This is a genomic window from Oscillibacter sp. PC13, from assembly GCF_900115635.1.
GTDB lineage: Bacteria > Bacillota > Clostridia > Oscillospirales > Oscillospiraceae > Oscillibacter.
This window is the reverse complement of record NZ_FOXE01000022.1, coordinates 25,889-48,037: the sequence shown is the minus strand read 5'-3', so window position 1 is coordinate 48,037 and position 22,149 is coordinate 25,889. Positions and strand designations below refer to the sequence as shown.

Sequence of the window (22,149 nt, the reverse complement as noted above, 5' to 3'; positions counted from 1 at the left end):
GCTGTTTTTTTAAAAAAATAGCGAATGGCAAAAAATATCAGAGAAGCAGATCATACAGCCCGGCTGTTTCAATACCGGCCTGCTGAAGCTTGCCCTCCAGAAGCTCCCGCAAATTCGGCGGTGCTGACCAGGCAATTCCGCAGTCAGAAGTAATGATCCTTGGAACAGGGATCAAACGGCCTTCCATTCCGCATGCCTGACACAGCCGTTCCGTTGCGATGGCGCCCGCAGTGGTGTGAAAAGCCACGACCAGCCGTGGCTGCTTTTTCCGCATCTGGATACCTCCTCCCAAAGTACCGCTATTTTTTTAAAAGAATAACATGGCAAAAGGGAAAAATCAACAGGTTGTGGGAATCTTTTTTGAGAATAACGCAATGCGTGCTGGACTCTGTTTTGCCTGAAAGATGCCGCTTTCTGGCTCGCGTTCACGGATTTTTCCTTGAAATGTGCAGCCTTGTCTGATATAATATTCTAGTTATCGTATGTAAAGCGGCTGCTTCGGCCGAGCGAGGTGAAAACGTTGTACCTGAAAGCATTGGAGATCCAAGGATTCAAATCTTTTCCGGATAAAACGGTTCTGAATTTTGGCGAGGATATTACCGCCATCGTAGGGCCGAATGGATCGGGCAAGTCTAATATTTCTGATGCCATTCGATGGGTAATGGGCGAGCAGAGCGCCAAGGGGCTTCGTGGCGCCAAGATGGAGGATGTGATTTTCGGCGGAACGGAAAAACGATCCCAGGTTGGCTTTGCCCAGGTGACGCTGGTCATCGACAATACGGAGCACATCTTCCCCACCATGGAGGAAGCGGAGGTTTCCATCACCCGCCGCTATTACCGCAGCGGTGAGAGCGAGTATTACATCAACCGCCAGTCCGTCCGCCTGAAAGATGTATCTGAGCTTTTTATGGATACCGGCATGGGCAGAGAGGGCTACTCCATCATTGGACAGGGTAAAATCGATGAGATTTTGTCTGCGAAGAGCGGAGAGCGCCGGGAAATTTTTGAAGAGGCCGCCGGCATCTCCAAATTCCGCCACCGGAAGGAAGACGCAGAGCGAAAACTGGAGCGCACAGAGGAGAATCTGGTCCGTATCAATGATAAAATTGCAGAACTGGAGCTGCAGGTGGATCCGCTCCGGGATCAGGCTGAAAAGGCCAAAAAGTACTTGGTCCTCCGGGACGAGCTGCGCTTGCTGGAGATTTCCGTCTGGCTGGAAAACCTGGACACACTGAAGGCGGGAGCGCGAAAGCTGGAGACAGATTTCCATGCGGCGGAGGCCCAGCGGGATGAGGCCCGGGCCGCTCTGGACGCCCTCTATGCAGAGGGAGAGCGGTACGGAGAACGGATGCAGGAAAAGGATATGGAGGCCGAGCGTACCCGCTCCGAGGCCTCTGAGCTGGATGGCCGGATAAAGGAGCAGGAGAGCGCCGTCGCTGTGCTGGAGGGTACCATTTCCCACAACCAGGAGAATATTGAAAGAGCCGCGGCGGAGCTTCAGGAGACGGACAGCCGTGCCGGCAGCCTGGAAAGCCAGGCGGAGGAGCAGGAGCACCGTATTGCCGAGATTGAGGAGCAGCTGGCTGAATGGAATGCCGCCTTGGATGCCTTGCTGACAAAGGCGCGGGAAACTGCGGAGCAGGCGGGCGGCGCGCAGAGTCAGGCGGAAGCCCTGCGCGCGCAGGAGGCCATTCATATCGCTGCCGCCGCAGATGCAAAGGCAGAGACTGCTGCCATCGCGGCGGAAAATGCACAGATTGCTGATCGCAGGACGGCTGTGGAAGCGGACAGGACTGCCGCGGAGGAACAGCTGGCCAGGACGGAACAAGAGAGCAAAGCCAACCGGCGGGCGTTGGAGGACGCGCGGGACGAGGCAGAGGCGGCCGGCAACATCATCGCAGGCCACAGTCTGCGAATGGAGGAGCGGAAAAAGAAGTCCGCGGCGGCGGCAGAGAAAAAGGTCCAGCTCACCATGGATGTGGGGGCCTTGGATAACCGCATCCGCCTTCTCACGGAGATGGAAAAGGAGTACGAGGGCTTTTCCAAGGCCGTCAAGCTTGTGATGCAGGCAAAGGGAACGCTGCGCGGTATTCACGGGCCGGTGGCAAATTTGATGAAGACAGACGGAAAATACTCTCTTGCTATTGAAATTGCCCTGGGCGCGGGTCTGCAGAATGTCGTGGTGGACCGGGAAGAGGATGCCAAGGCAGCCATTGGCTTTTTAAAGCAGCGGGATGGCGGACGTGCTACCTTCCTGCCGCTGACTGCCATTCATGGTGACGAATTGCGGGAGAAGGGCGTGGAGCAGGAGTTCGGCTTTGTAGGCATTGCCTCCCGATTGATCTCCTTTGATGCAAAATACCGGAATGTGTTCACCAGCCTTCTGGGCCGCACCGTGATTGCGGAGGATCTGGACTGCGGCATTGCCATGGCCAGAAAATACCGCAGTGCCTTTCGGATTGTCACACTGGATGGACAGGTGATCAACCGGGGCGGATCGATGACGGGCGGCTCCGTCTCCCGCAGCGCTGGCGTTTTAAGCCGGGCCGCAGAACTGGAAAAGCTGAGCGGCCGTTCCGACGCGCTTCACAGAGCGCTGGAGGAGGCAAAAGAGGCGGAAGCGGCTGCCAGCCGGGAGATGTCCGCTGTCCAGTACGAGCTGGAGACTGCGGAGGCGCAGCGCCGCCGGGCTGAGGATGAGGTGCTGCGGCTGGAGGGTACCGGGCATCACCTTGAGAGCCTTCTGCGAAGCCTGAGGGAGAACTTAGAAAACTTGAATGGAGAGCTGGAAAGCCTGAACGGGCGAATTGTGGACAACGTGTCCCGCTCTGAACAAACCGGCGGGCGGATTGCAGAGGCGGAACGGCTGGCGGCGGCCTGCCGGGATCAGGCGGAAAGCATTCTCTCCGGAAAGTCAGAGCTTTTGGCGCAGTCCGGTGCGCTGGCCGAGGAAATCAGCTTAAAAAAGAGTACGTTGGCGGCACTCACTGCCGAGCGGGAGGCCACGCTTGCCCGGGCTGCGGACTTGAGGCAGCTGGCAGACAGCCTTACCGGCGACCGAACCCAAAAGGAGCAGACGCTGCTGTCCTATCACCGGAACATTGAAACCGCCCGGGAGGAGATTACCCGGCGGCAGGATGCCACGGCAGCGCTGGCCGCAAAGGCGGCTGCGCTTCGGGAGAGATTGACGGCGCTGAATGAGGAAAAGATTGCACTGGAGGCGGAGCGGACTGCCAAGAACCGGGCCGGACAGGAGATGAATGAAACCCTTCTGAACCTGGAGCGGGCGGTCTCCCGCCTGGAGCAGAAGATTGCCACCGGCGCCATGGAGGAAAAGCAGATTCTGGATCGATTGTGGGAGCATTATGAGCTTTCCCATACCGATGCGCAGGCCCAGCGGATAGAGTTGGAGAGCCTGCCCAAGGCAACCCGGCGCATTGGGGAGCTGAAGCAGGAGATTACGGCTTTGGGCACGCCCAACATCGGCGCCATTGAGGAATTTGAACGGGTGAACACCCGGTATACGTATCTCACCGACCAGCGCAATGATGTGGAAAAGGCCAAAGGGGATCTGGAGGAGATTATTGAGGAGATCACGGGCCAGATGACCCTGATTTTTGCCGAGCAGTTCCGGCTGCTCTCCGAAAGCTTCCAGACAACCTTTGTGGAGCTGTTCGGCGGAGGCACCGCCACGCTGGAGCTGGAGGACGAGGCGGACATCCTGGGCTGCGGTATTGAAATTAAGGCGCAGCCGCCGGGCAAGACGCTGAAGACCATCTCGCTTCTCTCCGGCGGCGAGAAGGCGTTTGTGGCCATTGCCCTGTATTTTTCCATTTTGAAGGTACATCCGACCCCCTTCTGTGTGATGGACGAGATTGAGGCCGCGCTGGATGATGCCAACGTGACCCGTTATGCCCGTTATATGCGCCGTTTGGCAGGGAAGACGCAGTTCATCGTCATCACCCACCGCCGGGGCACCATGGAGGAGGCTGACGTTCTCTATGGCGTGACCATGCAGGAGCAGGGTGTGAGCAAGATCCTGACGATTAACCTGAACGACATGGTCAAGGAGCTGAAGATTCAATGAGCTTGAAGCAGAAGCAGTATGTGGTTCTTGTCCTACTGGGAATCGGACTCATCCTGATCATGACAGGGGCGGTCAAGGCCTGGGGCTTGATAGAGGGATCCGGATTCTTCATGATGATCTTCGGATTTGCGGCAGATTTTGCGCTGCTCCGCTGCCCGCGCTGCGGCGTCTGGCTTGGAAAATATCCTGGGGAATACTGCCAGAGCTGCGGAAAGAAGATCGACTGGAACGATCCAGCCGAATGAATACTCCGGTGAGAGCGCGAACAATCAAGTGACGCCGGGCTGCGGATCCATTGCAGAAACGGCACGGAAGACGAATAAAAATCAGGTAGGAGTGCGGTATGAGCTTAAAACAAAAACAGATGGTATCCGTCGGCATTATGGTGGCCGGCCTATTTCCGATGATTTTATGCGTGCTCGATGGAAACCGGCAGCAGCTGATGTGGCTTGGCATGCTGGTCTTCTTTGCGGGCATGGCGCTCAATTTTTTGCTGGTGCGCTGCCCGCACTGCGGAAAGTGGCTGGGGCAGCATCCCAGTGAATACTGCCGGGAATGCGGTGGAAAAATTGATTATCAGGCGAAAAAATAGATAAAAGGACGAACGCTATGGGCTTTTTTGACAAACTGAAAAAAATTACCACCAATCTCTTCTCCGGCTTTACGGAGGCGGACGAGGCATTTTTTGAAGAACTGGAGGAGACGCTGATCCTGGCCGACCTTGGCATGAACACTGCTTTGGAGGCGGTGGAACAGCTGCGCACGCGGGTTCGGAAGGAAAAACTCCACGATCAAGAGGAGGTCAAGGCAGCCCTGCGGGAGATCTTGGCAGAGATGATCTCTGTCAGTGATACGGAGCTGGCTCTCTCTACCAAGCCGTCGGTGGTACTGGTCATCGGCGTCAACGGCGTTGGCAAGACCACCTCCATCGGAAAGCTGGCTTACCAGCTGAAGGGCCAAGGCAGGCGTGTCCTGCTTTGTGCTGCGGACACCTTCCGGGCTGCCGCGGCGGACCAACTGGAAATCTGGGCCCAGCGGGCGGGCTGTGAGTTGATCCGCCAGCATGAAGGAGCAGATCCCGGCGCCGTTCTGTTTGACGCCCTGCAGGCCGCCAAGGCCCGGGGCGTGGATGTGGTGCTGTGCGACACTGCCGGACGTCTCCACAACAAGTCCAATCTGATGGCGGAGCTTTCCAAGCTCTCCAAAATCATTGATCGGGAGTGCCCCGGCGCCGCCAGGGAGACATTGCTGGTACTGGATGCCACCACCGGCCAGAACGGTTTGGTGCAGGCCAAGCAGTTTAAGGAGGCCGCCGGCCTTACGGGCATTATCCTCACGAAGCTGGACGGCACCGCCAAGGGCGGTATTGTGGTGGCCATTGCCAGGGAACTGGGGGTACCCGTCAAGTTTGCCGGCGTGGGAGAGGGCATCGAGGATTTGAAGCCCTTTGACGCCAAGGAATATGTGGAGGCAGTGATCTGACCGTCTGAAAGAGGGGAGGAGCTTTCGTGCTCACCATTTTGAATCGAAGAGAACTGATCACGGTGGTTTCACAGGAAAAGCTTTTTCGCATTCGGGAGGATCTTTCCAACGCTGGGATACCCTGTACCGTGAAAATGCGGGGAGCAGCCCGGGCGGCGGAACGCGCCCGGTACGGGACTGCCGGAATCCGGCAGGACGCCCTGTACAGCTATGCCATTTATGTCACCCGTTCTGATTATGCCCGGGCTGCGGCAGCCATCCGGCCCGCCCTGCGCCATGAATAAGGGAGGGACACTTATGGAATGTATTTGCCCCGCCTACGGTGGAAGCCTGCAGAAAGGCTATATACAGAGTCCGCGGCGCATTGTCTGGACAACGAAGAAGCGCCTGCTTTCCGTTCCGGCACCGGAGGAGGGAATGGGAGAATTCTCGCTTCCGGACTCTGAGTCCTTGCATGTCAGCAACTGCCCGGCAATGCATTGCCCGTCCTGCGGGCTGATTTTGATTTCAACAAAAGAGGATAGAGAAGCATGAAAAGACAAGATGGCCGGGGATATGATGAACTGCGCCCCATCAAAATTACCACAGACTTCGTAAAATTCGCAGAGGGCAGCTGCCTCATCGAGTGCGGCGACACGAAGGTGCTCTGCTGCGCCAGTGTGGAGAACCGTACGCCGCCCCACGTGCCGGAGGGCACCGGCTGGGTGACGGCGGAGTACTCCATGCTGCCCCGGGCTAACCGGGAGCGGAGCAGGCGGGACATAGCAAAGCTGAAGCTCTCTCCCCGCAGCGCCGAAATTCAGCGGCTGGTGGGCCGCTCCCTCCGGGCTGCTGTGGATATGGCGAAGCTGGGAGAGCACACCATCACCATCGACTGTGATGTGCTCCAGGGAGACGGCGGCACACGGACTGCCTCTGTCACCGGCGGCTTCATCGCGCTGGCGCTGGCCTGCCGCTCTTTGGTGGAAAGCGGCGCTCTGGGCAGCAGCCCCATCCGCCACTTTGTCACAGGCGTCTCCGCCGGTATTGTGGACGAGCAGCCGCTGCTGGACCTCCAATACAGCGAGGACAGCCGGGCCCAGGTGGATTTGAACTGCGTCATGAATGAGCTGGGGGAGATCATTGAACTTCAGGGCACCGGCGAGGGCCGGGCCTTTACCCTGAACGAGCAGCAGGAGCTGGTGCGCCTGTGCGCCAAGGGCAACCGGGAGCTTCTGGCCATTCAGAAGGAAGCCCTGGGAGGAAGAGTCTGATGTCTGAAAAATTTGTGCTTGCCACCCACAATCCGGGAAAGCTGAAAGAGATGGGGGCCATTTTGTCTCAGTACGGTGTAGAAGTCGTCAGCCCGAGGGAATTGGGAATTGCGGTGGATGTGGAGGAGACCGGCACCACCTTTGCGGAAAACGCCATGCTGAAGGCAAAGGCCATCTGCGCCGCATCCGGCCTGCCCGCTATCGCGGATGACTCCGGCCTCTGCGTGGACGCATTGAACGGCGGACCCGGCGTGTACTCTGCCCGTTACGGCGGAGAGGGCCTGGATGACAAAGGTCGCTGTCAGCTTCTGCTGAACACCATGCGGGGCCAGACCACCCGGGCGGCCCACTTTGCCTGCGCCATCGCCTGCGCATTCCCCAATGGGGATGAGCTGACGGCGGAGGGTCGGTGCGAGGGAACGATCGCTTTTGCCCCCATGGGAGAGGGCGGCTTCGGCTACGATCCGGTATTTTTTGTGCCGGAACTGAAAAAGACTTTTGGCCAGCTGACGGCGGAGGAGAAGAGTGCCATTTCCCACCGGGGAAAAGCGCTGGCCGCCTTTTCGGAAAAGCTTGCAACTTATCTGCAGAAATAACGTCTGAAAAGACAGGGAAAACAGGAGAACCATATGGAACTGACAAGCAAACAGCGGGCCCAGCTGCGGGGACTGGCCAACACCATTGATACCATCCTCCAGGTGGGGAAGGACGGCCTTGGGGAAAACCTCATCAAACAGGCGGACGACGCGCTGGAGGCCCGGGAGCTGATCAAGGGCCGGGTGCTGGACAACAACATCGAGTACGACGCCAGAACAGCCGCTCAGGAGCTGGCCGCGGCCACCCGCAGCGAAGTGGTCCAGGTCATCGGCACAAAATTCGTGCTGTACCGGGAGAGCCACTCCAAGCCCAGGGACAAGCGGATTCAGCTGGTGAAACCGGCAAAGAAGAAACCTGTTTAGAAGAAGGAAGCATCATGAAAATCGGTATCTACGGCGGAACCTTCAACCCGCCTCATCTGGGTCACATTACCGCGGCCCGGGCGGTATTTGAACTCTTGAAGCTGGACCGGCTGCTGCTGATCCCGGCGGGACTGCCGCCCCATAAGGATTTGCCGGCCGGCTCTCCCACGCCGGACCAGCGACTGGAGATGACCCGCCTGGCCGCAGAGCAAACGGGGCTGGGGGACCAGGTGGAAGTACTGGACCTGGAGCTTCGTCGGGAGGGAAAGAGCTATACCTCGGATACTCTGGCCCAGCTGAAGGAGCAGTATCCGGAGGATGAGCTGTGGCTGCTGATGGGCACAGACATGTTTTTAACCATTCAGACCTGGCATGCGCCGGAGGAGATTTTCTCTCTGGCCGGCATCGCGGCCTTCGGACGGACGGAAGAGGACATCGAGGAGCTGTTTTCCGCCCAGCGGGAGTACCTCTATCAAAACTACCCCCAGGCGCGGCTGTTTACTCTGAGCATTCCCGGAGTTGTGGAGGTCTCCTCCACGGATCTGCGGGAACAGCTGGCCATTGGAGGCGGTGGCAGCCTGCTGGCTCCCGCGGTTTATGGATACATCCTGCGGGAGAGACTGTACCGCACCCATGCCGATTTGAAGCATCTTTCTATCAGCCAGCTGCGGCCGGTGGCGTTGAGCTATCTCAAGCATAAACGCATCCCCCATGTGCTGGGAACGGAGCAGGAGGCCATCCGCCTGGCGGAGCGCTACGGCGCGGATGTGGAAAAAGCGAGAGTGGCGGCGCTGCTACACGACTGCACCAAAAGGCTGAATATGGAGGAGCAGCTGGCGCTGTGCGCGCAGTATCACATCCAGCTGGACGAGTTGGAGCAAAAGGCATTGAAACTGCTTCACGCCAAGACCGGCGCTGCCATTGCACGGGATGTGTTCGGCGTGGACGAAGAGATTTACAGTGCCATCTGGTGGCACACCACGGGCCATGCGGGGATGACGCTGCTGGAAAAAATTATCTATCTGGCGGATTATATTGAGCCCTCCCGGGATTTCCCGGGGGTGGACAAACTGCGCAATGTGTGCTATAAAGACCTGAATGCCGGCCTGTTGCTGGGCCTGGAGATGACCGTTGAAGAGATGACGGCCATGGGAAATCCCGTGCACCGTGCCACCCTTGAGGCCCGGGATGCACTGAAAGGATAGAGAGACAGTGGACAGAGAGACTGGAAAGCGCGTGGCGGGTGGAAGGCCGCAAAAGCAGCCAAAAGAGAAAAGACCAAAGAAGCCAAGCCGCCTGACCCGCCAGCAAAAAGTACTGATTGCCGTGGCGGCGGTGCTGGCTGTGGTGCTGGTGGGCGTCCTGGCTTGGCAGAGCGTATTTGTCCGCCCCGATTTGGAAAAGGAAAAGCCTGTCGGCGGAGAGGGGAGCGAAGCGGAAGAAATTGACTACGGCGACGGTGTGCAGCCACGAGCCGATGGTGAGCGGAAGACCAAGGACTGGTATACAGTTCTGGTTTTAGGCCGGGACACCGGCGGAGGCGGCAATTGCGACACCATGATGCTGGCCTCCTATAATGTTACGGACCAAAAGCTGACAGTGCTGAACATTCCCCGTGACACCATGGTAAACGTCCCATGGGATATTAAGAAGATCAACTCCGTATATAATTGGTATGGCGGCGGAGAGAAGGGAATCCAGGCCCTGTACAAGGAGATCTCCCAACTGGTGGGCTTTACACCGGATTTTCAGGTAATTGTGGAATGGGAAGCTGTAGGCGAGCTGGTGGATGCCATTGGCGGCGTCTGGTTTGATGTCCCCCGGGATATGCAGTACTGGGATCCCCTTCAGGATCTGGCGATTAACGTGAAGAAGGGATATCAGCTGCTGGACGGCGACATGGCGATGCAGGTTGTTCGGTTCCGGGATGGAAAAAATGGATACAATAATGGTGATATTGGCCGGATTGAGACCCAGCAGAACTTTCTCAAGGCTGTGATTGAGCAGCTTTTAAAAATTCAAAACGTTCCCAAGATCAAACAACTCGTCAAGGTGTTTGAGGAGAATGTGAAGACGGATCTCTCCTACCAGAACCTTTTTTGGTTTGGCCAACAGGCCATTATGGGCGGCCTGAAGATGGAAAACATCAAATTTGTCACCATGCCCGGCAATTACAGCGCCACCTGCTACAGCCGGACCTACGGCAATATGCAGTCCTATGTCACACCTTATCCAAAGGAACTGCTGGAGCTGGTAAATAATGAGCTGAGTCCCTTTGTGGAGAAATTTACCCTCAGCGATTTGGACATCATGTCTGTGAATTCCAACGGGTCTGTCAGTTCTTCCACCGGCCATGTAGAGGACGGTAAGGCGGCAGTGGCGCCGGTAAAGCCATCCAAACCGGAGACTGAGCCTGAGGAACCTGATGTGGATGAAGATGGAAATCCAATCGATCCGGGCACTGGAGATTCTCCTGAAACGCTTCCAGGAGACGGCGGCAGCGGTGGAGGCACCGGTACGACGACACCGCCGGAGGGCGACGGTGCCGGTGGGGATACTGGCACGACCACGCCGCCGGATGGCGGCAATACCGGTGGAGATACTGGTACGACGACACCACCGGAGGGCGGCAATACCGACGGGAATATCGGCACCACGGCGCCGTCTGAAAGCGGCGGAACGGGTGCCACGGATCCGATGGAACCGGATTTTTCCATCATTGAACCTGCCCCCGCTGCATAAAAGAAGCATGGTGGTATCCGGGTGATGCGTACTCTGGAAACCGCTGATCAAGAAAGGATGAAGCACATGACACCAAAGGAACTGGCTATCATTGCGGCAAAGGCCCTGGACGAGAAAAAGGGCAAGGCGATTTCCGCGATTGAAATCACAGATTTGACTACCCTGGCGGACTATTTTGTCATTGCCACCGGTACTTCCAACACCCAGATCAATGCACTGTGCGGCGCTGTGGAGAAGGCACTGAAGGAACAGGCGGGCGAGGACCCGCTGCGCCGGGAGGGTTACCGGGATGACACCTGGGTTCTGCTGGACTACGGCAGTGTTTGCATTCACGTGTTTTCTGAGGAGGCCCGGGAGTTCTATTCTCTGGAACGGCTGTGGAGCGATGGAAAGCCGCTGGATCTCAGCAGCGTGCTGACTGCGGACTGAGTGCTTCCTGTGCCGAAGGTGCATAAAGCCATTTGGACAGGGATGTATTTGGATACGGGCAGGACCTGCCCGTATCCGTTTTTGATGAGCCAAATTCTCTTGAAAAGCAAAAAGGCGGCAGGGATATTGGAGATGCACGCTCCAACGCCCCTGCCGTTTTTTGTTTTTAAGTTGATATAGATATCTTCAGAATTTCAGTTTAAAGAGCAGTTCAGCCCGGAACACTTCCGCAGGGAGGACTCCATAAAATGAATGTAATCTTCCATCTGTGGCTGAATAACGGTGTTTTTCAGCTTGATCCAGCCAATCTGCATTCCTTCCGTGCGGTCCTGCAGCGGAATGGAGACAATATCCGGGCCAATGACGTGCGGCAGCAGACAGCCTGAACCCATGCCGTATGCATCCGTACACCGGAGAAAGCTGAACAGGGCGGAACGGTCCGTTACAAAAATGCACTTGGAAGTATCTTCCAGAACGATGATTTCCTCTGCAAAATTAAACAGATCCCCGCCGGACTCATAGCGGACACAGGGATACGGCAGGAGCTGTTCAGAGGAAATGGCACTATAGCCAGCCAGAGGGTGGCCGCGCCGCAGATAAACCTGAGGGGAAAATGTCCCCATTGGATGAAATTCCAGATCGTTTTTCTGAAACAGCTGATGCATAAAATGGCTGGTTGCATTGGAGATGTAGAGAACCCCTATTTTACTGTGCTGGAACAACACATCCTTTACAACCTGGGAGGTATTTCCATCACGAAGATTGATTGTAAAAGACGGGGTTTCAGCCAGGCGCTGATTTACAAAATTGATCATAGCATCAATGGGAAAAATATAGTGCTGAACAGATACGGTAAGGCGCAGCATTTCATTTTCCTTTGAATTTAAAAAACGCATTTTCATACTGGAAGCCTGTTCCAGGATTGACTTTGCATACACCAGCAGTTCCAGCCCATCCGCAGTAAAGGATACGCCGCCAGGATTGCGCTCAAGAATGGTAACCCCTATTTCGGACTCCAGGTCACGGATCGCCCGGCTGATGCTGGGCTGCGTGACAAACAGCTTCTGGGCAGCTGCTGTAATGGAACCACAGTGGAAAATCTCTACGACATATCTCAGTTGCTGCAAAGTCATGGTTGCCCTCCCAAAAGCCAATGCTTCTCTAAGCATAACTTTTTCCTATGCATGCTCATACAAAAGCGGCATTTCCAAAAGAATCAATCTTGTGATTTAATACAATACAGGATCATGTTCTATCACATTATAGGCGAAAGACCGATACCTGTCAAATTAAGAACAAATGGCGCGATTCCTTGGTGCAGATCTATGAGTCCACCGCAGTTGCCGCCGCAGGCGATACACAAGTTGGTATATGCAAGCAGCCAGCATTTTCCATCTTTTTATACGTGTTTCATTACCTGCGGCGGCAGCTGCGGTGGACTCATCTTTTAGTTTGACAAAGGACGACTTTCATAGGAAACTGTTTCCTGCAAGCCATACTGCGATGGCTATTTTAAATGCTTAAATGCTTGTACATAAATTTCTTGTACATATAAATTTGGCTAGAAAGGTATTTGACGATTGCTTATGAAAACGGCTCTTACAAAATTCGCGGAACTTTTGTTCGGGGTTACCTCCCTCTCCATAGGAGCGACATTTGGGATCATCGCCGGTCTTGGGCAAACAACCTCCACAGGGACCTGCTCTGCAATTGCGGCCGCACTGCATATAAAAGTTGGCACCGCAATGTTTCTTTTGTACAGCCTGTTTCTCATTTTTCAGATCCTGCTGCTGGGAAAGCGGTTTGAGCGGATTCGCTTTTTGCAGGCAGTTCCTGTCATCATGCAAACATTTATTCTGAACTTTTTTCGATATACCTTTCCACCTTTTCAGGCGCTGCACCCGCAGACCTATGCACAGCGTTTCGGCCTGTTTTTTGTTGGAATGCTTTTGATCAGCCTTGGCTTTACAATTATCAAGTACGCACGGTTCCTCAATTACCCGCCGGAGGCATTTTGCGGCATTATGACGGAGCGGCTCCACATTCAGTTTGGCACCAGTAAAATCCTTCTGGATATTGTGTACGTGCTGGTTTCTATTCTGATTTGCCGCTTGAATGGAATCCCAACGGACATGGTTCGGGAGGGCACCCTGATTTTTGCCATCTGCAATGGGTTGCTGATTGACATTTTTACAAAACCGGTGAAAAAAATCCTGGCCTTTCTTGAAAACAAGATCTTTTCCGGATATACAGCAGTTCTCCTGCTGAACGGTAAATGGTCCTTCACTCCGACAAATGAGTGCAAATCATAAATTGGCAATCGAGTGGGAGTGAATGAGGGAAAAAACGATTAAGAAGAAGAAAAAGTACGCCTTGAATAACAGCTGTTGAAGCCGTCTGAAGCGGAAAAGACGGCTATTTTGGGTTGTACTCTTGACAAAAAACAAAAACGCCCGTAAAATAACTCTGTCAAAGACTTTGAAGGGGAAAAAGATGGGAACTTCCGCCTCCAGAGAGCCGGCGGCTGCTGTGAGCCGGTGGGGGAGTCCCGTGTATAACTGATCCTGGAGTCTCCTGCCTGAATACCAGTAAGGCAGGACGGCAGGCCCCGTTATCGGCTGCTGATCCTTGGGATCACAGAGGGCTGACCGGGTGACTGGCAGCTGAATCAGGGTGGTATCGCGTTCAGACGCCCCTGACCGAAACGGTCAGGGGCGTTTTTGATTTGTATTTTATATAGAACATGATGGAAAGATAAAGGAGTCAGAGATGAAGTACGATTTTACCAGTATAGAAAAAAAGTGGCAGGACAAATGGCTGGAGACAAAGCCCTTTGCTGCTGTCACCGGTGACAAGAACCGGGAAAAATTTTTTGGCTTGATTGAATTCCCCTATCCCTCTGCCCAAGGCCTTCATGTAGGCCATGCCCGGCCCTTCACGGCCATGGACATTATCTGCCGGAAAAAGCGGATGCAGGGCTATAATGTCTTGTTCCCCATCGGTTATGACGCTTTTGGCCTGCCCACGGAGAACTTTGCCATCAAGACCCACACCCATCCCGCCAAGGTGACCCACGACAATGTGGCGAACTTCCGCAAGCAGCTTCAGATGCTGGGCTATTCCTTCGACTGGGATCGGGAGGTGAATACGACCGACCCCAACTATTACAAATGGACTCAGTGGATTTTCCTCCAGATGTTTAAAAAAGGGTTGGCTTACAAAGCTTCCATGCCCGTCAACTGGTGTACCAGCTGCAAGATCGTCCTGGCCAACGAGGAGGTTGTGGAGGGTGTATGCGAGCGCTGCGGCGGCGAGGTCATCCGCAAGGAGAAGAGCCAGTGGATGCTGGCCATCACCAAGTATGCGGACCGGCTGATTGATGACTTGGACGATCTGGATTTTATTGAGCGGGTGAAGATCCAGCAGAAAAACTGGATTGGCCGCAGCGAAGGTACGGAGGTGGACTTCCAAACCACTGCCGGTGACACCATGACGGTTTATACCACGCGGTGCGACACGCTGTTCGGCGTTACCTATATGGTACTCTCTCCGGAGCACCCCTTCCTGGACAAATGGAAGGACCGGATTCAAAACTGGGACGAGGTTGCTGCCTACCGGGAGGAGGCTGCGCACAAGTCTGACTTTGAACGCAGTGAGCTGAATAAGGACAAAACCGGCGTGCGCCTTGCAGGTGTGGAGGCGATTAATCCCGCAAACGGCACCCACATTCCTGTATTTGTCTCTGACTACGTGTTGATGAGCTACGGCACCGGCGCCGTTATGGGCGTGCCCGGCCACGACCAGCGCGACTGGGAGTTTGCCACGAAGTTCGGCCTGCCCATCATTGAGGTAGTGCAGGGCGGCGACATCACGAAAGAGGCCTTCACTCTGAAGGACGACACCGGCGTTATGGTAAACTCGGGATTCCTCAATGGGCTTACCGTGAAGGAAGCCATCCCAACCATGAAGAAGTGGGTCACCGAGCAGGGGCTGGGTCATCCCAAGACCAACTTCAAGCTCCGGGACTGGGTGTTCTCCCGCCAGCGCTATTGGGGCGAGCCGATTCCCCTGGTGCACTGCGACAAGTGCGGCTGGGTGCCCCTGCCGGAAGAGCAGCTGCCTCTGCTGCTGCCGGAGGTGGACTCCTACGAGGTCACAGACACCGGTGAATCTCCCCTCAGCAAAATGACAGACTGGGTAAATACCACCTGCCCCAAGTGTGGAGGCCCTGCCCAGCGAGAGACCGATACGATGCCCCAGTGGGCTGGTTCCAGCTGGTATTTCCTGCGGTATATGGATCCCCATAACGACAAGGCCCTGGCTTCGAAGGAGGCGCTGGATTACTGGTCCCCTGTGGACTGGTACAACGGCGGCATGGAACACACCACGCTGCACCTGCTGTATAGCCGCTTTTGGCATAAATTCCTGTATGACATTGGCGTGGTGCCCACGAAGGAGCCCTATGCCAAGCGCACCAGCCACGGTATGATTCTGGGTGAGGGCGGCGAGAAGATGTCCAAGTCCCGGGGCAATGTGGTGAATCCCAACGACATTGTGGAGCAGTACGGTGCCGATACCATGCGCCTTTATATCATGTTCGTGGGTGACTTTGAGAAGGCGGCCACTTGGTCTACGGAGGCCGTAAAGGGATCCAAGCGATTCCTGGACCGGGTCTGGAACCTGGCGGAGCAGGCAGAGGAGAGCGATGACGTAACGCCCGCCAACGAATCCGCCATTCACAAGACCGTCAAAAAGGTCACTGATGATGTGGATAACCTGAAGATGAACACCGCCATTGCGGCCTTGATGACTCTCGTGAATGAGTTCTATGCCAATGGCTGCACCCGTGGCGATATGCGGTATCTGCTTTTGCTGCTGAATCCCTTTGCTCCCCATCTCACCGAGGAGCTGTGGGAGAGCCTGGGCTTTGCGGCCAAGACCGGAAAGATGTGCTGCCAAGCGGAATGGCCGGAGTTTGATGAGAGCAAGACGGTTGCTGCTGCTGTGGATATGGCTGTTCAGGTCAATGGCAAGCTGAAGGGAACCATCACCATGCCGACCGACAGTGAGGAGCAGGCAGTGGTAGAGGCGGCATTGGCCGTGGAGAAGGTTGCCAAGGCCACAGAGGGTATGAAGATTGTCAAGACCATTCTGGTGAAAAACCGGCTGGTGAACCTGATTGTGAAGCCCCAGTAAAAGCCGCCGCGCCAAATGGCACCGTCCAAGCGGTTTGCGCCTATGAGCAAACCCTTGAACCGGGTGGACTTTGCCGGACTGTTTGATTGTATGGAATTCGGCAGTCCCTTTTGAGATTTTGCAGGAGAACCGAAATTCTGGATGGATTTCAACAAATTCTCTTGACAACTTCCGAAAAGATCCGTATAATAACTTTGTTAACGCCATAGATTATGGCCCTTAAAGTATCCTGGATTTAGCCGGATACCTCGGAGGGAGGGAAATATAAATGTCTGAGATCCATGTGAAGGACGGCGAGTCCATTGACAGCGCACTGAAGCGCTTCAAGCGCAGTTGTGCCAAAGCAGGCGTGATCGCCGAGGTTCGCAAGAGAGAACATTATGAGAGCCCCAGCGTCAAGCGCCGCAAGAAGTCTGAGGCTGCTCGCAAGAACAAGAAGAGATTTTATTGATTCTGAAAAAACGCTGTGCCAACTGGCACAGCGTTTTTTTATGCAAAGGGCTGTTTTCCGTTTTTCGCAAACAGTTTGGGCAAAATATCCTTTACCTCCGGATACATCAAAAATGCGGCTGAAAACCCCATTCCGCTGCCGGTTCGCAATTTTTGCAGCAAAGTCTCCGCATCGTCAAACAATACAAAATGGGTTTGATTCTCCCGGGTATAGGTGAAGTAGCGGGCACACAGATCCTGGGAAAAGAAAACTGAGGGCTGCTCCCGTTCCATCAGTTGATAGAATTCCGCTTCGGTGAGCGGCCGTCCCTCTCCGGTTCTGGCAGGCAGCAGAAAATCCATCCGCAGCCTCTGTACATCCAGCGCCAAGCGACCGGCGCCGCCTCTGGCGGCCGCGGCCTCCTGCAGCCGCTGCATGAAATTGCCGCCGGAGATGGCCGTACAGATCAGCGGCACGGCGCCAGAAGCTGCACGGCCGTATGATTCCGGAATGTACAGACTCCGCTTACTGGCGGAGAGTGCGGCCTCCAGACGCTCAACAAAGACCGATCGATCCCTGGTGGGCGGTGCCTCAAAGTCCAGAAGCACACCGCTGTATCCCCGGCGGTTGCATTCGCGCAGAACAGCGGCGCACAGCTTTTCAGAATCAAGAACCGGCGGCATTTCCCCATCACTGACAGACAGCAGGCCGCCATGGGTCTGCAGCAGCAGACTCTGCCGCAGCAGGGTGGACTCACTGCCGATTCGATAAGCCACGTGGGCAAAGTTTCGGCAGTACCTGGAGGCATCCTGCAGCTGGGCAGGCATCACAGCCAGATAGAGTTGCAAAGGCTCTCCCCCCTTGTGGATTTGCGTCCCTTTTGATATACTGGTTATGAAAAACTTATGCGAAGAAGGAAGTGCCTATGCCATTTTCTCTGATCCCAAGCGCATTATGGAATGGATATGAGGAGATTACACCTGCATGGCTGCAGCAGCGCGGCATTACACTGCTGCTGAGCGACTTGGATTATACGTTGGCTCCTAAATATGTCCGAAGGCCGGATCTGGCCCTGCGGGAGTGGATCGCGGCGCTTCATGCTGCCGGAATCCAGTGCGTAATCGTCTCCAATAACCGATCCGGACGTCGGGTACAGGAATTCTGTGCCGATTTGGGAATTCCATATCAAGGCCATGCCGGCAAACCATCGCCACGGGGATTGGAGGCCGCCATGGCGGCAAGCGGCATCTCCCCAAAGCACACGGCCATGGTAGGGGACAAGCTGCTGACGGATGTGCTGGCTGCCAACCGCAGCGGTGTTCTGGCACTGATGGTCGAGCCAAGGGGGGGTGCTGTGACCCTTTGGCAGAAGGTGCTGCATGGATTGCAGGCCCCCTTTAAAGCCAGATGCCCTGAAAATATGGTGAAAAAATCGTGAGCAGCTTGACACTGCTCACGATTTTCGTCATACTGAATTTATCAAACAGCGAATTTAGGATCCTGCGGACCGCGCTGGCAATCCTTTGGAATCACAAGAACGCCGATTGCCTTGCCGCACAGAATGGGAGGATTGCACACCAGCGCGGCGGACTGCTTCAGGTTCAGCAGCTGAGGCTCCCCTTGAACACCGTCCAGGAAGTTGCTCTTCAATTTGAAGTCATCGGGCATGGTGATGACCTTCCAGGCCTCAAAATGCACTTCATAGGAAGTGGTGCCCTTCTTCTCAATCCAACCATGGTACTCCATGAAATCGCCGACATACACGGGAGCCAGGAAGTCGACTTCCTTGTAGCTTCTGAACAGGCTCAGGTCGCCGTCCATCCGGACCAGCAACTCTGTCGCCACGTCGCCGAAGAAGTCCAGCATGCGGGTGCCGTTGACCAGATTGCCGACATAGTGGCCGTCCTCGCCGGTCATCATGAGTTTGTGAATTACTTTTTCGCCAATCATATTCATGCTCCTTTTATGTTGATTTTTTGCCATATATGCGCAGCCGGATGACGCTTCATTTATTTTGGATGAAAACGACAATCGGAACTGCTTGGTGATTCCAATTTAGTGCATTCTTTCTAATATTTAAATACCAAATTTATAAAGACTTCTTTTAGAAAATCTAAAGGAAATGCGCGGCATGTCAGTGTGCTGCGGAGTTTGACTGCGTGGGGATTCAGACAGTCCCGCACAGGGGAATGCTGAAGGTAAGGGGGCGGAGACGATGGATACAGAGAAATGCAGGATTTTACTGAAAACGGTTGACTGCGGCAGCCTCTCCACTGCGGCGGCAGAATTGGGTTATACGCCGGCGGGAATTGGCTATATTGTAGACGTTGTGGAAAGTGAACTGGGCTTTCCCGTTTTATACCGTGGCCGGACAGGCGTGACACTGACCTCGGAGGGAAAACGAATTCTGCCGGTTATTCAGGAACTGGTGGAATCGGAACTCCGCTTGGAGCAGCGGGCCTTTGAACTGCGGAACCTTTTCAGCGGGGAAATTACCATTGGAACCTTTTCTAGTATTGCCAGCCAGTTGATGCCGCAGATCATCGAGGACTTCCAAAAGGAATATCCGGGAATCACGATTCATTTGGTGGAGGGAATTGAGGAACGGCTGAAGGAACTCCTCTCTGGGAAAAAGGTCGATTTTTGTATCTGCAGCTATCAAAAAGAGGATCCATTCCGCTTTATTCCGCTGAGAAGGGATCCCATGATCTGTGTCCTTCCCTCGGAGCATCCGCTGGCAAAGCAGACGGCGATTCAGCCGGAACAGCTCCGCAATGAGCCAATGATTATGCCAGGCTATGGCCGGGATCCGGATGTGCTGGCCATTTTCAAGAGATTCTGCATTGAGCCCCGCATCAAATATTCCACTGTGGAATACAATTCGGTCTTCGCCATGGTGGAGCGCGGCCTTGGCCTTTCTATTGCAAACGAGCTTGTGACGGTGGGGCGTGTCAAAAATGCCGTGCTGCTGCCGTTTGATCCGCCTCAATACATTGTGGAGGGCATTTTGCTGCGATCCCTGGAAACTGCATCGCCAATTACCAAAAAATTTATGAAGTTCCTGGAACGGTTTTTTTCTGACTGTGGTGAAGAAATACGTGCGGAGGAAATCTCTGGATAGAACGGAGGCTCCTAAAGGGCACCGGCTGGAATCCGGCAAAAATGCTGACAAGAAGGCGCAGATATTTGTGGTTCATGGCTGGAAAGTTTGGAAACTCCAATATTTTCTTGAAAAAGCTCTTGCAATAGCGGACAACATAGGATAAAATATCTTAGGTAATTTGACTGAATATGAATGTGAAAAAATGGAGAAAATGTCCTTCTGCAGGTCGTTTTCTCATAGATTTGTAAGGAGGATCAATTTTATGCCAACAATTACTGCCGGTGATTTCCGCAATGGTGTCACCTTTGAGATGGACGGTAAGGTTATGACTGTCGTGGAGTTCCAGCATGTGAAGCCCGGCAAGGGCGCTGCGTTTGTGCGTACCAAGTACAAGAACGTGATGACTGGTGCCATCCGCGAGGAGTCCTTTAACCCCACTGCCAAGTTTGAGCAGGCTGTGGTGGAGCGCAAGGATGCGGAATACAGCTATAATGATGGCGACCTGTACTACTTCATGGATCCGGAGACGTTTGATATGACCCCGCTGAACCGGGATGTCCTGGGTGACGCGTTTAAGTTCGTCAAGGAGAATACCGTGTGTAAGCTGGTGAGCTATAAGGGCAGCGTGTTTACCGTAGAAGTGCCTAATTTTATGGATCTGGAGGTTACGGAGACAGAGCCGGGCGTGCGGGGCGACACGGCGACCAACGTGACTAAGCCTGCAACCCTGGAAACCGGCGCAGAGGTCAAGGTGCCCCTGTTTATCAACACCGGTGACAAAATCCAGATCGATACCCGCACTGGTGAGTATATCGGCCGCAGCAAAGAGTAAAGAAGATAGAAAAGGGGGGATGAAGATCCCCCCTTTCTTACCCCTGCAAAACAAACGATCGGATTGTTAGCTGATTGAAACGAAAGGAGCTGCTACGATGGAAATTACAGAGAAGGTTGCCTATTTGAAAGGCTTGGCTGAGGGTATGGAGCTGGACACCACCACCAAGGAGGGGAAGCTGCTCGCTGCCATGATTGATGTCTTGGATGACATTGCACTGGAAATGGAGGATTTGAAGGATGCCCAGGCAGAACTGGGTGACGGCCTGGACGCTGTCAGCGACGACTTGGAGGATGTAGAGGATCTCATCTATGGCGATGAGGATGACGAAGACGACGAGGAATATGAAGAGCTGGACGAGGACGAGGATTGCTACGCAACCACTTGCCCCACCTGCGAGGAAACCATTTATTTTGACGAGTCGATTCTGGAAGACGGCGAGGTTATTTGCCCCAACTGTGGCGAGAAGCTGGAGTTTGACGTGAGCGGCTTGGAAGAAGAGCCCTCCGACGAGGATGGGGATCAGGAGTAAAGTGCCTTTGAGCACAATAGGAACAGCGCCCGGACCGTTTGACGGTCCGGGCGCTCTGCGTTGTTTAAACATGTACAGAAAATTGCTGACAGGTGCCGCACCTGTCCCTGCTACATGGATGCGTGGGGCATAAGATTCGGCGGAAACCAGTGTCAGGGCTGGACAGCACAGCGTTACTGGCTTCAGCAAACTCAGCAAACAGCCTTTTTTCGCAGACTGCACAGACCGGCACCAATGGCGGTGGCAAAAGTGGCATTTTCCGGTACAATATAATGAATTCCGTATAGCCGTTCGAACAGCTCAAAGTTGGGCAGCACCTGCGGCAGCGTGGTCATAGAGCCGGTAAGAATTACTGTTTTGCTGTCACAGCATTGACAGGCCAGCACCGTCATGGTACCGATGGCCTGCAGCACCAGGTTCACCACACCCGCGGCCAAGTCAGCAGAAGAGGCATCCTCTGCCAGGTTGCCAAAATTGGCGGCGGTCATATCCGGATCCAAAGTGGCGGCAGCATCCTTGGAGAGCTCTGCAATGGTCAAATCCACCTGATGCAAATCCCCCTGTTCCGCCAGCTTTTTGATTTGGCTAAAACGTTCGGCTCCCACCAGTTTATGGCATAATCCGCCCAAGGTTCCCCCGCCGATGCCGCTCCCGCAGAGATGCCGGATGGTTCCGCTTTTTTCCGCCCAGAGAAAGGCCGTTCCAGTGCCCATTGTCACGACCACGCCGGATTCCTGGCTGGTCAGAGCAAGACCGCCTTCTCCGCTGGCCCGGAATTCATCCACCTTACAGGTTGGAACGCCGTAGATATTCCCGTCTACATAAGAAGAACCTACGCCAGTCAGTACGATTCGCCGAACATCCTGCAGCGAGAGCTGATTGCTGGTAAGGTAATTGCCGAGTGCACCGTACAGGCTGGTAATCTGATCCTCTGCCCGCACCCGCAACATAGACAAAACGGTTCCGTCAGTCTGAAGACCCACGATTTTCGTGGTGGAACCACCGATGTCGATGCCCAAAATCACATCCATGATGAAAGATCCTTTCCGCAACGGCGGTTTAACGCCGCTGCTCATATCCACATCATAGGGGAGAGAAGGCTGC

General features: G+C 54.7%; 23 protein-coding genes and 1 other annotated feature. Of the genes, 18 read left to right on the top strand and 5 right to left on the bottom strand.

Going from position 1 to position 22,149, the window contains the following annotated elements; translation table 11 throughout:
- Window positions 1-37 precede the first annotated feature (37 nt).
- Window positions 38-274 (bottom strand): putative Se/S carrier protein, encoded by a 237-nt coding sequence (locus BMZ81_RS12400; protein WP_091132604.1) that lies wholly within the window; start codon window positions 272-274, stop codon window positions 38-40.
- 237 nt (window positions 275-511) lie between these two features.
- On the opposite strand from BMZ81_RS12400, the gene smc reads away from it, so the two are divergent.
- From smc to rsfS, 11 genes are all read left to right on the top strand, one after another.
- Window positions 512-4,087: a chromosome segregation protein SMC gene (smc, locus tag BMZ81_RS12395; protein ID WP_347498073.1), complete on the top strand. Its 3,576-nt coding sequence runs from the start codon at window positions 512-514 to the stop codon at window positions 4,085-4,087.
- Window positions 4,084-4,332, top strand: coding sequence for a hypothetical protein (locus tag BMZ81_RS12390; RefSeq protein WP_091132600.1), 249 nt, complete (start codon window positions 4,084-4,086; stop codon window positions 4,330-4,332). The genes smc and BMZ81_RS12390 overlap by 4 nt, the downstream gene beginning before the upstream one ends.
- A 98-nt stretch (window positions 4,333-4,430) precedes the next feature.
- Window positions 4,431-4,679, top strand: a complete 249-nt coding sequence (locus tag BMZ81_RS12385; protein ID WP_091132598.1) for a PhlB family protein — start codon at window positions 4,431-4,433, stop codon at window positions 4,677-4,679.
- Window positions 4,680-4,696: 17 nt separating this feature from the next.
- A complete protein-coding gene (ftsY, locus tag BMZ81_RS12380) occupies window positions 4,697-5,569 on the top strand; it encodes a signal recognition particle-docking protein FtsY (RefSeq protein WP_091132596.1) in 873 nt (290 codons plus the stop codon).
- Between the two features lie 26 nt (window positions 5,570-5,595).
- Window positions 5,596-5,853, top strand: coding sequence for a hypothetical protein (locus BMZ81_RS12375; protein WP_091132593.1), 258 nt, complete (start codon window positions 5,596-5,598; stop codon window positions 5,851-5,853).
- A 246-nt stretch (window positions 5,854-6,099) separates the two neighbouring features.
- Window positions 6,100-6,822 carry a ribonuclease PH gene (rph, locus tag BMZ81_RS12365; protein ID WP_091132589.1) on the top strand — a complete coding sequence of 241 codons (723 nt, stop codon included), beginning with the start codon at window positions 6,100-6,102 and terminating at the stop codon, window positions 6,820-6,822.
- The gene (locus BMZ81_RS12360; RefSeq protein WP_091132587.1) at window positions 6,822-7,418 is read left to right on the top strand and encodes an XTP/dITP diphosphatase; all 597 of its coding nucleotides are present in this window, start codon (window positions 6,822-6,824) and stop codon (window positions 7,416-7,418) included. The genes rph and BMZ81_RS12360 overlap by 1 nt, the downstream gene beginning before the upstream one ends.
- 33 nt (window positions 7,419-7,451) lie before the next feature.
- Complete coding sequence (gene yhbY, locus BMZ81_RS12355) at window positions 7,452-7,781, top strand: ribosome assembly RNA-binding protein YhbY (protein WP_091132585.1); 330 nt, start codon at window positions 7,452-7,454, stop codon at window positions 7,779-7,781.
- 14 nt (window positions 7,782-7,795) lie between these two features.
- Window positions 7,796-8,986: a bis(5'-nucleosyl)-tetraphosphatase (symmetrical) YqeK gene (yqeK, locus tag BMZ81_RS12350; RefSeq protein ID WP_091132582.1), complete on the top strand. Its 1,191-nt coding sequence runs from the start codon at window positions 7,796-7,798 to the stop codon at window positions 8,984-8,986.
- Window positions 8,987-8,993: 7 nt separating this feature from the next.
- On the top strand, window positions 8,994-10,523 hold the full coding sequence (locus BMZ81_RS12345) for an LCP family protein (protein ID WP_091132579.1): 1,530 nt from the start codon (window positions 8,994-8,996) through the stop codon (window positions 10,521-10,523).
- 66 nt (window positions 10,524-10,589) lie between these two features.
- On the top strand, window positions 10,590-10,952 hold the full coding sequence (rsfS, locus tag BMZ81_RS12340; RefSeq protein ID WP_091132633.1) for a ribosome silencing factor: 363 nt from the start codon (window positions 10,590-10,592) through the stop codon (window positions 10,950-10,952).
- A gap of 194 nt (window positions 10,953-11,146) precedes the next feature.
- On the opposite strand, the gene BMZ81_RS12335 is transcribed toward rsfS, so the two are convergent.
- A complete protein-coding gene (locus BMZ81_RS12335) occupies window positions 11,147-12,085 on the bottom strand; it encodes a LysR family transcriptional regulator (RefSeq protein ID WP_177187311.1) in 939 nt (312 codons plus the stop codon).
- A gap of 453 nt (window positions 12,086-12,538) precedes the next feature.
- On the opposite strand from BMZ81_RS12335, the gene BMZ81_RS12330 reads away from it, so the two are divergent.
- From BMZ81_RS12330 to rpsU, 3 genes are all read left to right on the top strand, one after another.
- Window positions 12,539-13,264 (top strand): DUF6198 family protein, encoded by a 726-nt coding sequence (locus BMZ81_RS12330; protein ID WP_091132573.1) that lies wholly within the window; start codon window positions 12,539-12,541, stop codon window positions 13,262-13,264.
- 157 nt (window positions 13,265-13,421) lie between these two features.
- Window positions 13,422-13,652 (top strand) — a binding site (T-box leader).
- A 69-nt stretch (window positions 13,653-13,721) separates the two neighbouring features.
- Window positions 13,722-16,148 (top strand): leucine--tRNA ligase, encoded by a 2,427-nt coding sequence (leuS, locus tag BMZ81_RS12325; RefSeq protein WP_091132572.1) that lies wholly within the window; start codon window positions 13,722-13,724, stop codon window positions 16,146-16,148.
- Between the two features lie 268 nt (window positions 16,149-16,416).
- Window positions 16,417-16,599 (top strand): 30S ribosomal protein S21, encoded by a 183-nt coding sequence (gene rpsU / locus BMZ81_RS12320; protein ID WP_091132569.1) that lies wholly within the window; start codon window positions 16,417-16,419, stop codon window positions 16,597-16,599.
- A gap of 38 nt (window positions 16,600-16,637) precedes the next feature.
- Here the strand turns inward: rpsU and BMZ81_RS12315 are convergent, their stop codons facing one another.
- The gene (locus BMZ81_RS12315) at window positions 16,638-17,426 is read right to left on the bottom strand and encodes a hypothetical protein (RefSeq protein ID WP_091132568.1); all 789 of its coding nucleotides are present in this window, start codon (window positions 17,424-17,426) and stop codon (window positions 16,638-16,640) included.
- Between the two features lie 77 nt (window positions 17,427-17,503).
- Between BMZ81_RS12315 and BMZ81_RS12310 the strand changes: the two genes are divergently transcribed.
- The gene (locus tag BMZ81_RS12310) at window positions 17,504-18,016 is read left to right on the top strand and encodes a YqeG family HAD IIIA-type phosphatase (protein ID WP_091132565.1); all 513 of its coding nucleotides are present in this window, start codon (window positions 17,504-17,506) and stop codon (window positions 18,014-18,016) included.
- A gap of 41 nt (window positions 18,017-18,057) precedes the next feature.
- Here the strand turns inward: BMZ81_RS12310 and BMZ81_RS12305 are convergent, their stop codons facing one another.
- Window positions 18,058-18,528: a hotdog fold domain-containing protein gene (locus BMZ81_RS12305; protein ID WP_091132564.1), complete on the bottom strand. Its 471-nt coding sequence runs from the start codon at window positions 18,526-18,528 to the stop codon at window positions 18,058-18,060.
- A gap of 265 nt (window positions 18,529-18,793) precedes the next feature.
- On the opposite strand from BMZ81_RS12305, the gene BMZ81_RS12300 reads away from it, so the two are divergent.
- The 3 genes from BMZ81_RS12300 (at window position 18,794) to BMZ81_RS12290 (ending at window position 21,045) form a co-directional block, all read left to right on the top strand.
- Window positions 18,794-19,699, top strand: coding sequence for a LysR family transcriptional regulator (locus tag BMZ81_RS12300; protein ID WP_091132561.1), 906 nt, complete (start codon window positions 18,794-18,796; stop codon window positions 19,697-19,699).
- 244 nt (window positions 19,700-19,943) lie between these two features.
- Window positions 19,944-20,513: an elongation factor P gene (gene efp / locus BMZ81_RS12295; RefSeq protein ID WP_091132559.1), complete on the top strand. Its 570-nt coding sequence runs from the start codon at window positions 19,944-19,946 to the stop codon at window positions 20,511-20,513.
- A gap of 97 nt (window positions 20,514-20,610) precedes the next feature.
- Window positions 20,611-21,045: a CD1247 N-terminal domain-containing protein gene (locus tag BMZ81_RS12290; RefSeq protein WP_091132557.1), complete on the top strand. Its 435-nt coding sequence runs from the start codon at window positions 20,611-20,613 to the stop codon at window positions 21,043-21,045.
- Window positions 21,046-21,236: 191 nt separating this feature from the next.
- Here the strand turns inward: BMZ81_RS12290 and BMZ81_RS12285 are convergent, their stop codons facing one another.
- The gene (locus tag BMZ81_RS12285) at window positions 21,237-22,076 is read right to left on the bottom strand and encodes a BadF/BadG/BcrA/BcrD ATPase family protein (RefSeq protein ID WP_091132554.1); all 840 of its coding nucleotides are present in this window, start codon (window positions 22,074-22,076) and stop codon (window positions 21,237-21,239) included.
- Window positions 22,077-22,149: the final 73 nt, after the last annotated feature.

What these genes read in the sequence shown, in the direction of transcription:
- BMZ81_RS12300 (WP_091132561.1), top strand. Translation starts at nt 18,794, where the DNA reads ATGGATACAGAGAAATGCAGGATTTTACTGAAAACGGTTGACTGCGGC.
- BMZ81_RS12310 (WP_091132565.1), top strand. Translation starts at nt 17,504, where the DNA reads ATGCCATTTTCTCTGATCCCAAGCGCATTATGGAATGGATATGAGGAG.
- BMZ81_RS12400 (WP_091132604.1), bottom strand. Translation starts at nt 274, where the DNA reads ATGCGGAAAAAGCAGCCACGGCTGGTCGTGGCTTTTCACACCACTGCG.
- rph (WP_091132589.1), top strand. Translation starts at nt 6,100, where the DNA reads ATGAAAAGACAAGATGGCCGGGGATATGATGAACTGCGCCCCATCAAA.
- yhbY (WP_091132585.1), top strand. Translation starts at nt 7,452, where the DNA reads ATGGAACTGACAAGCAAACAGCGGGCCCAGCTGCGGGGACTGGCCAAC.
- BMZ81_RS12285 (WP_091132554.1), bottom strand. Translation starts at nt 22,076, where the DNA reads ATGGATGTGATTTTGGGCATCGACATCGGTGGTTCCACCACGAAAATC.
- efp (WP_091132559.1), top strand. Translation starts at nt 19,944, where the DNA reads ATGCCAACAATTACTGCCGGTGATTTCCGCAATGGTGTCACCTTTGAG.
- BMZ81_RS12335 (WP_177187311.1), bottom strand. Translation starts at nt 12,085, where the DNA reads ATGACTTTGCAGCAACTGAGATATGTCGTAGAGATTTTCCACTGTGGT.
- BMZ81_RS12385 (WP_091132598.1), top strand. Translation starts at nt 4,431, where the DNA reads ATGAGCTTAAAACAAAAACAGATGGTATCCGTCGGCATTATGGTGGCC.
- BMZ81_RS12290 (WP_091132557.1), top strand. Translation starts at nt 20,611, where the DNA reads ATGGAAATTACAGAGAAGGTTGCCTATTTGAAAGGCTTGGCTGAGGGT.
- ftsY (WP_091132596.1), top strand. Translation starts at nt 4,697, where the DNA reads ATGGGCTTTTTTGACAAACTGAAAAAAATTACCACCAATCTCTTCTCC.
- rsfS (WP_091132633.1), top strand. Translation starts at nt 10,590, where the DNA reads ATGACACCAAAGGAACTGGCTATCATTGCGGCAAAGGCCCTGGACGAG.
- BMZ81_RS12360 (WP_091132587.1), top strand. Translation starts at nt 6,822, where the DNA reads ATGTCTGAAAAATTTGTGCTTGCCACCCACAATCCGGGAAAGCTGAAA.
- rpsU (WP_091132569.1), top strand. Translation starts at nt 16,417, where the DNA reads ATGTCTGAGATCCATGTGAAGGACGGCGAGTCCATTGACAGCGCACTG.
- leuS (WP_091132572.1), top strand. Translation starts at nt 13,722, where the DNA reads ATGAAGTACGATTTTACCAGTATAGAAAAAAAGTGGCAGGACAAATGG.
- BMZ81_RS12330 (WP_091132573.1), top strand. Translation starts at nt 12,539, where the DNA reads ATGAAAACGGCTCTTACAAAATTCGCGGAACTTTTGTTCGGGGTTACC.
- BMZ81_RS12305 (WP_091132564.1), bottom strand. Translation starts at nt 18,528, where the DNA reads ATGATTGGCGAAAAAGTAATTCACAAACTCATGATGACCGGCGAGGAC.
- yqeK (WP_091132582.1), top strand. Translation starts at nt 7,796, where the DNA reads ATGAAAATCGGTATCTACGGCGGAACCTTCAACCCGCCTCATCTGGGT.
- BMZ81_RS12390 (WP_091132600.1), top strand. Translation starts at nt 4,084, where the DNA reads ATGAGCTTGAAGCAGAAGCAGTATGTGGTTCTTGTCCTACTGGGAATC.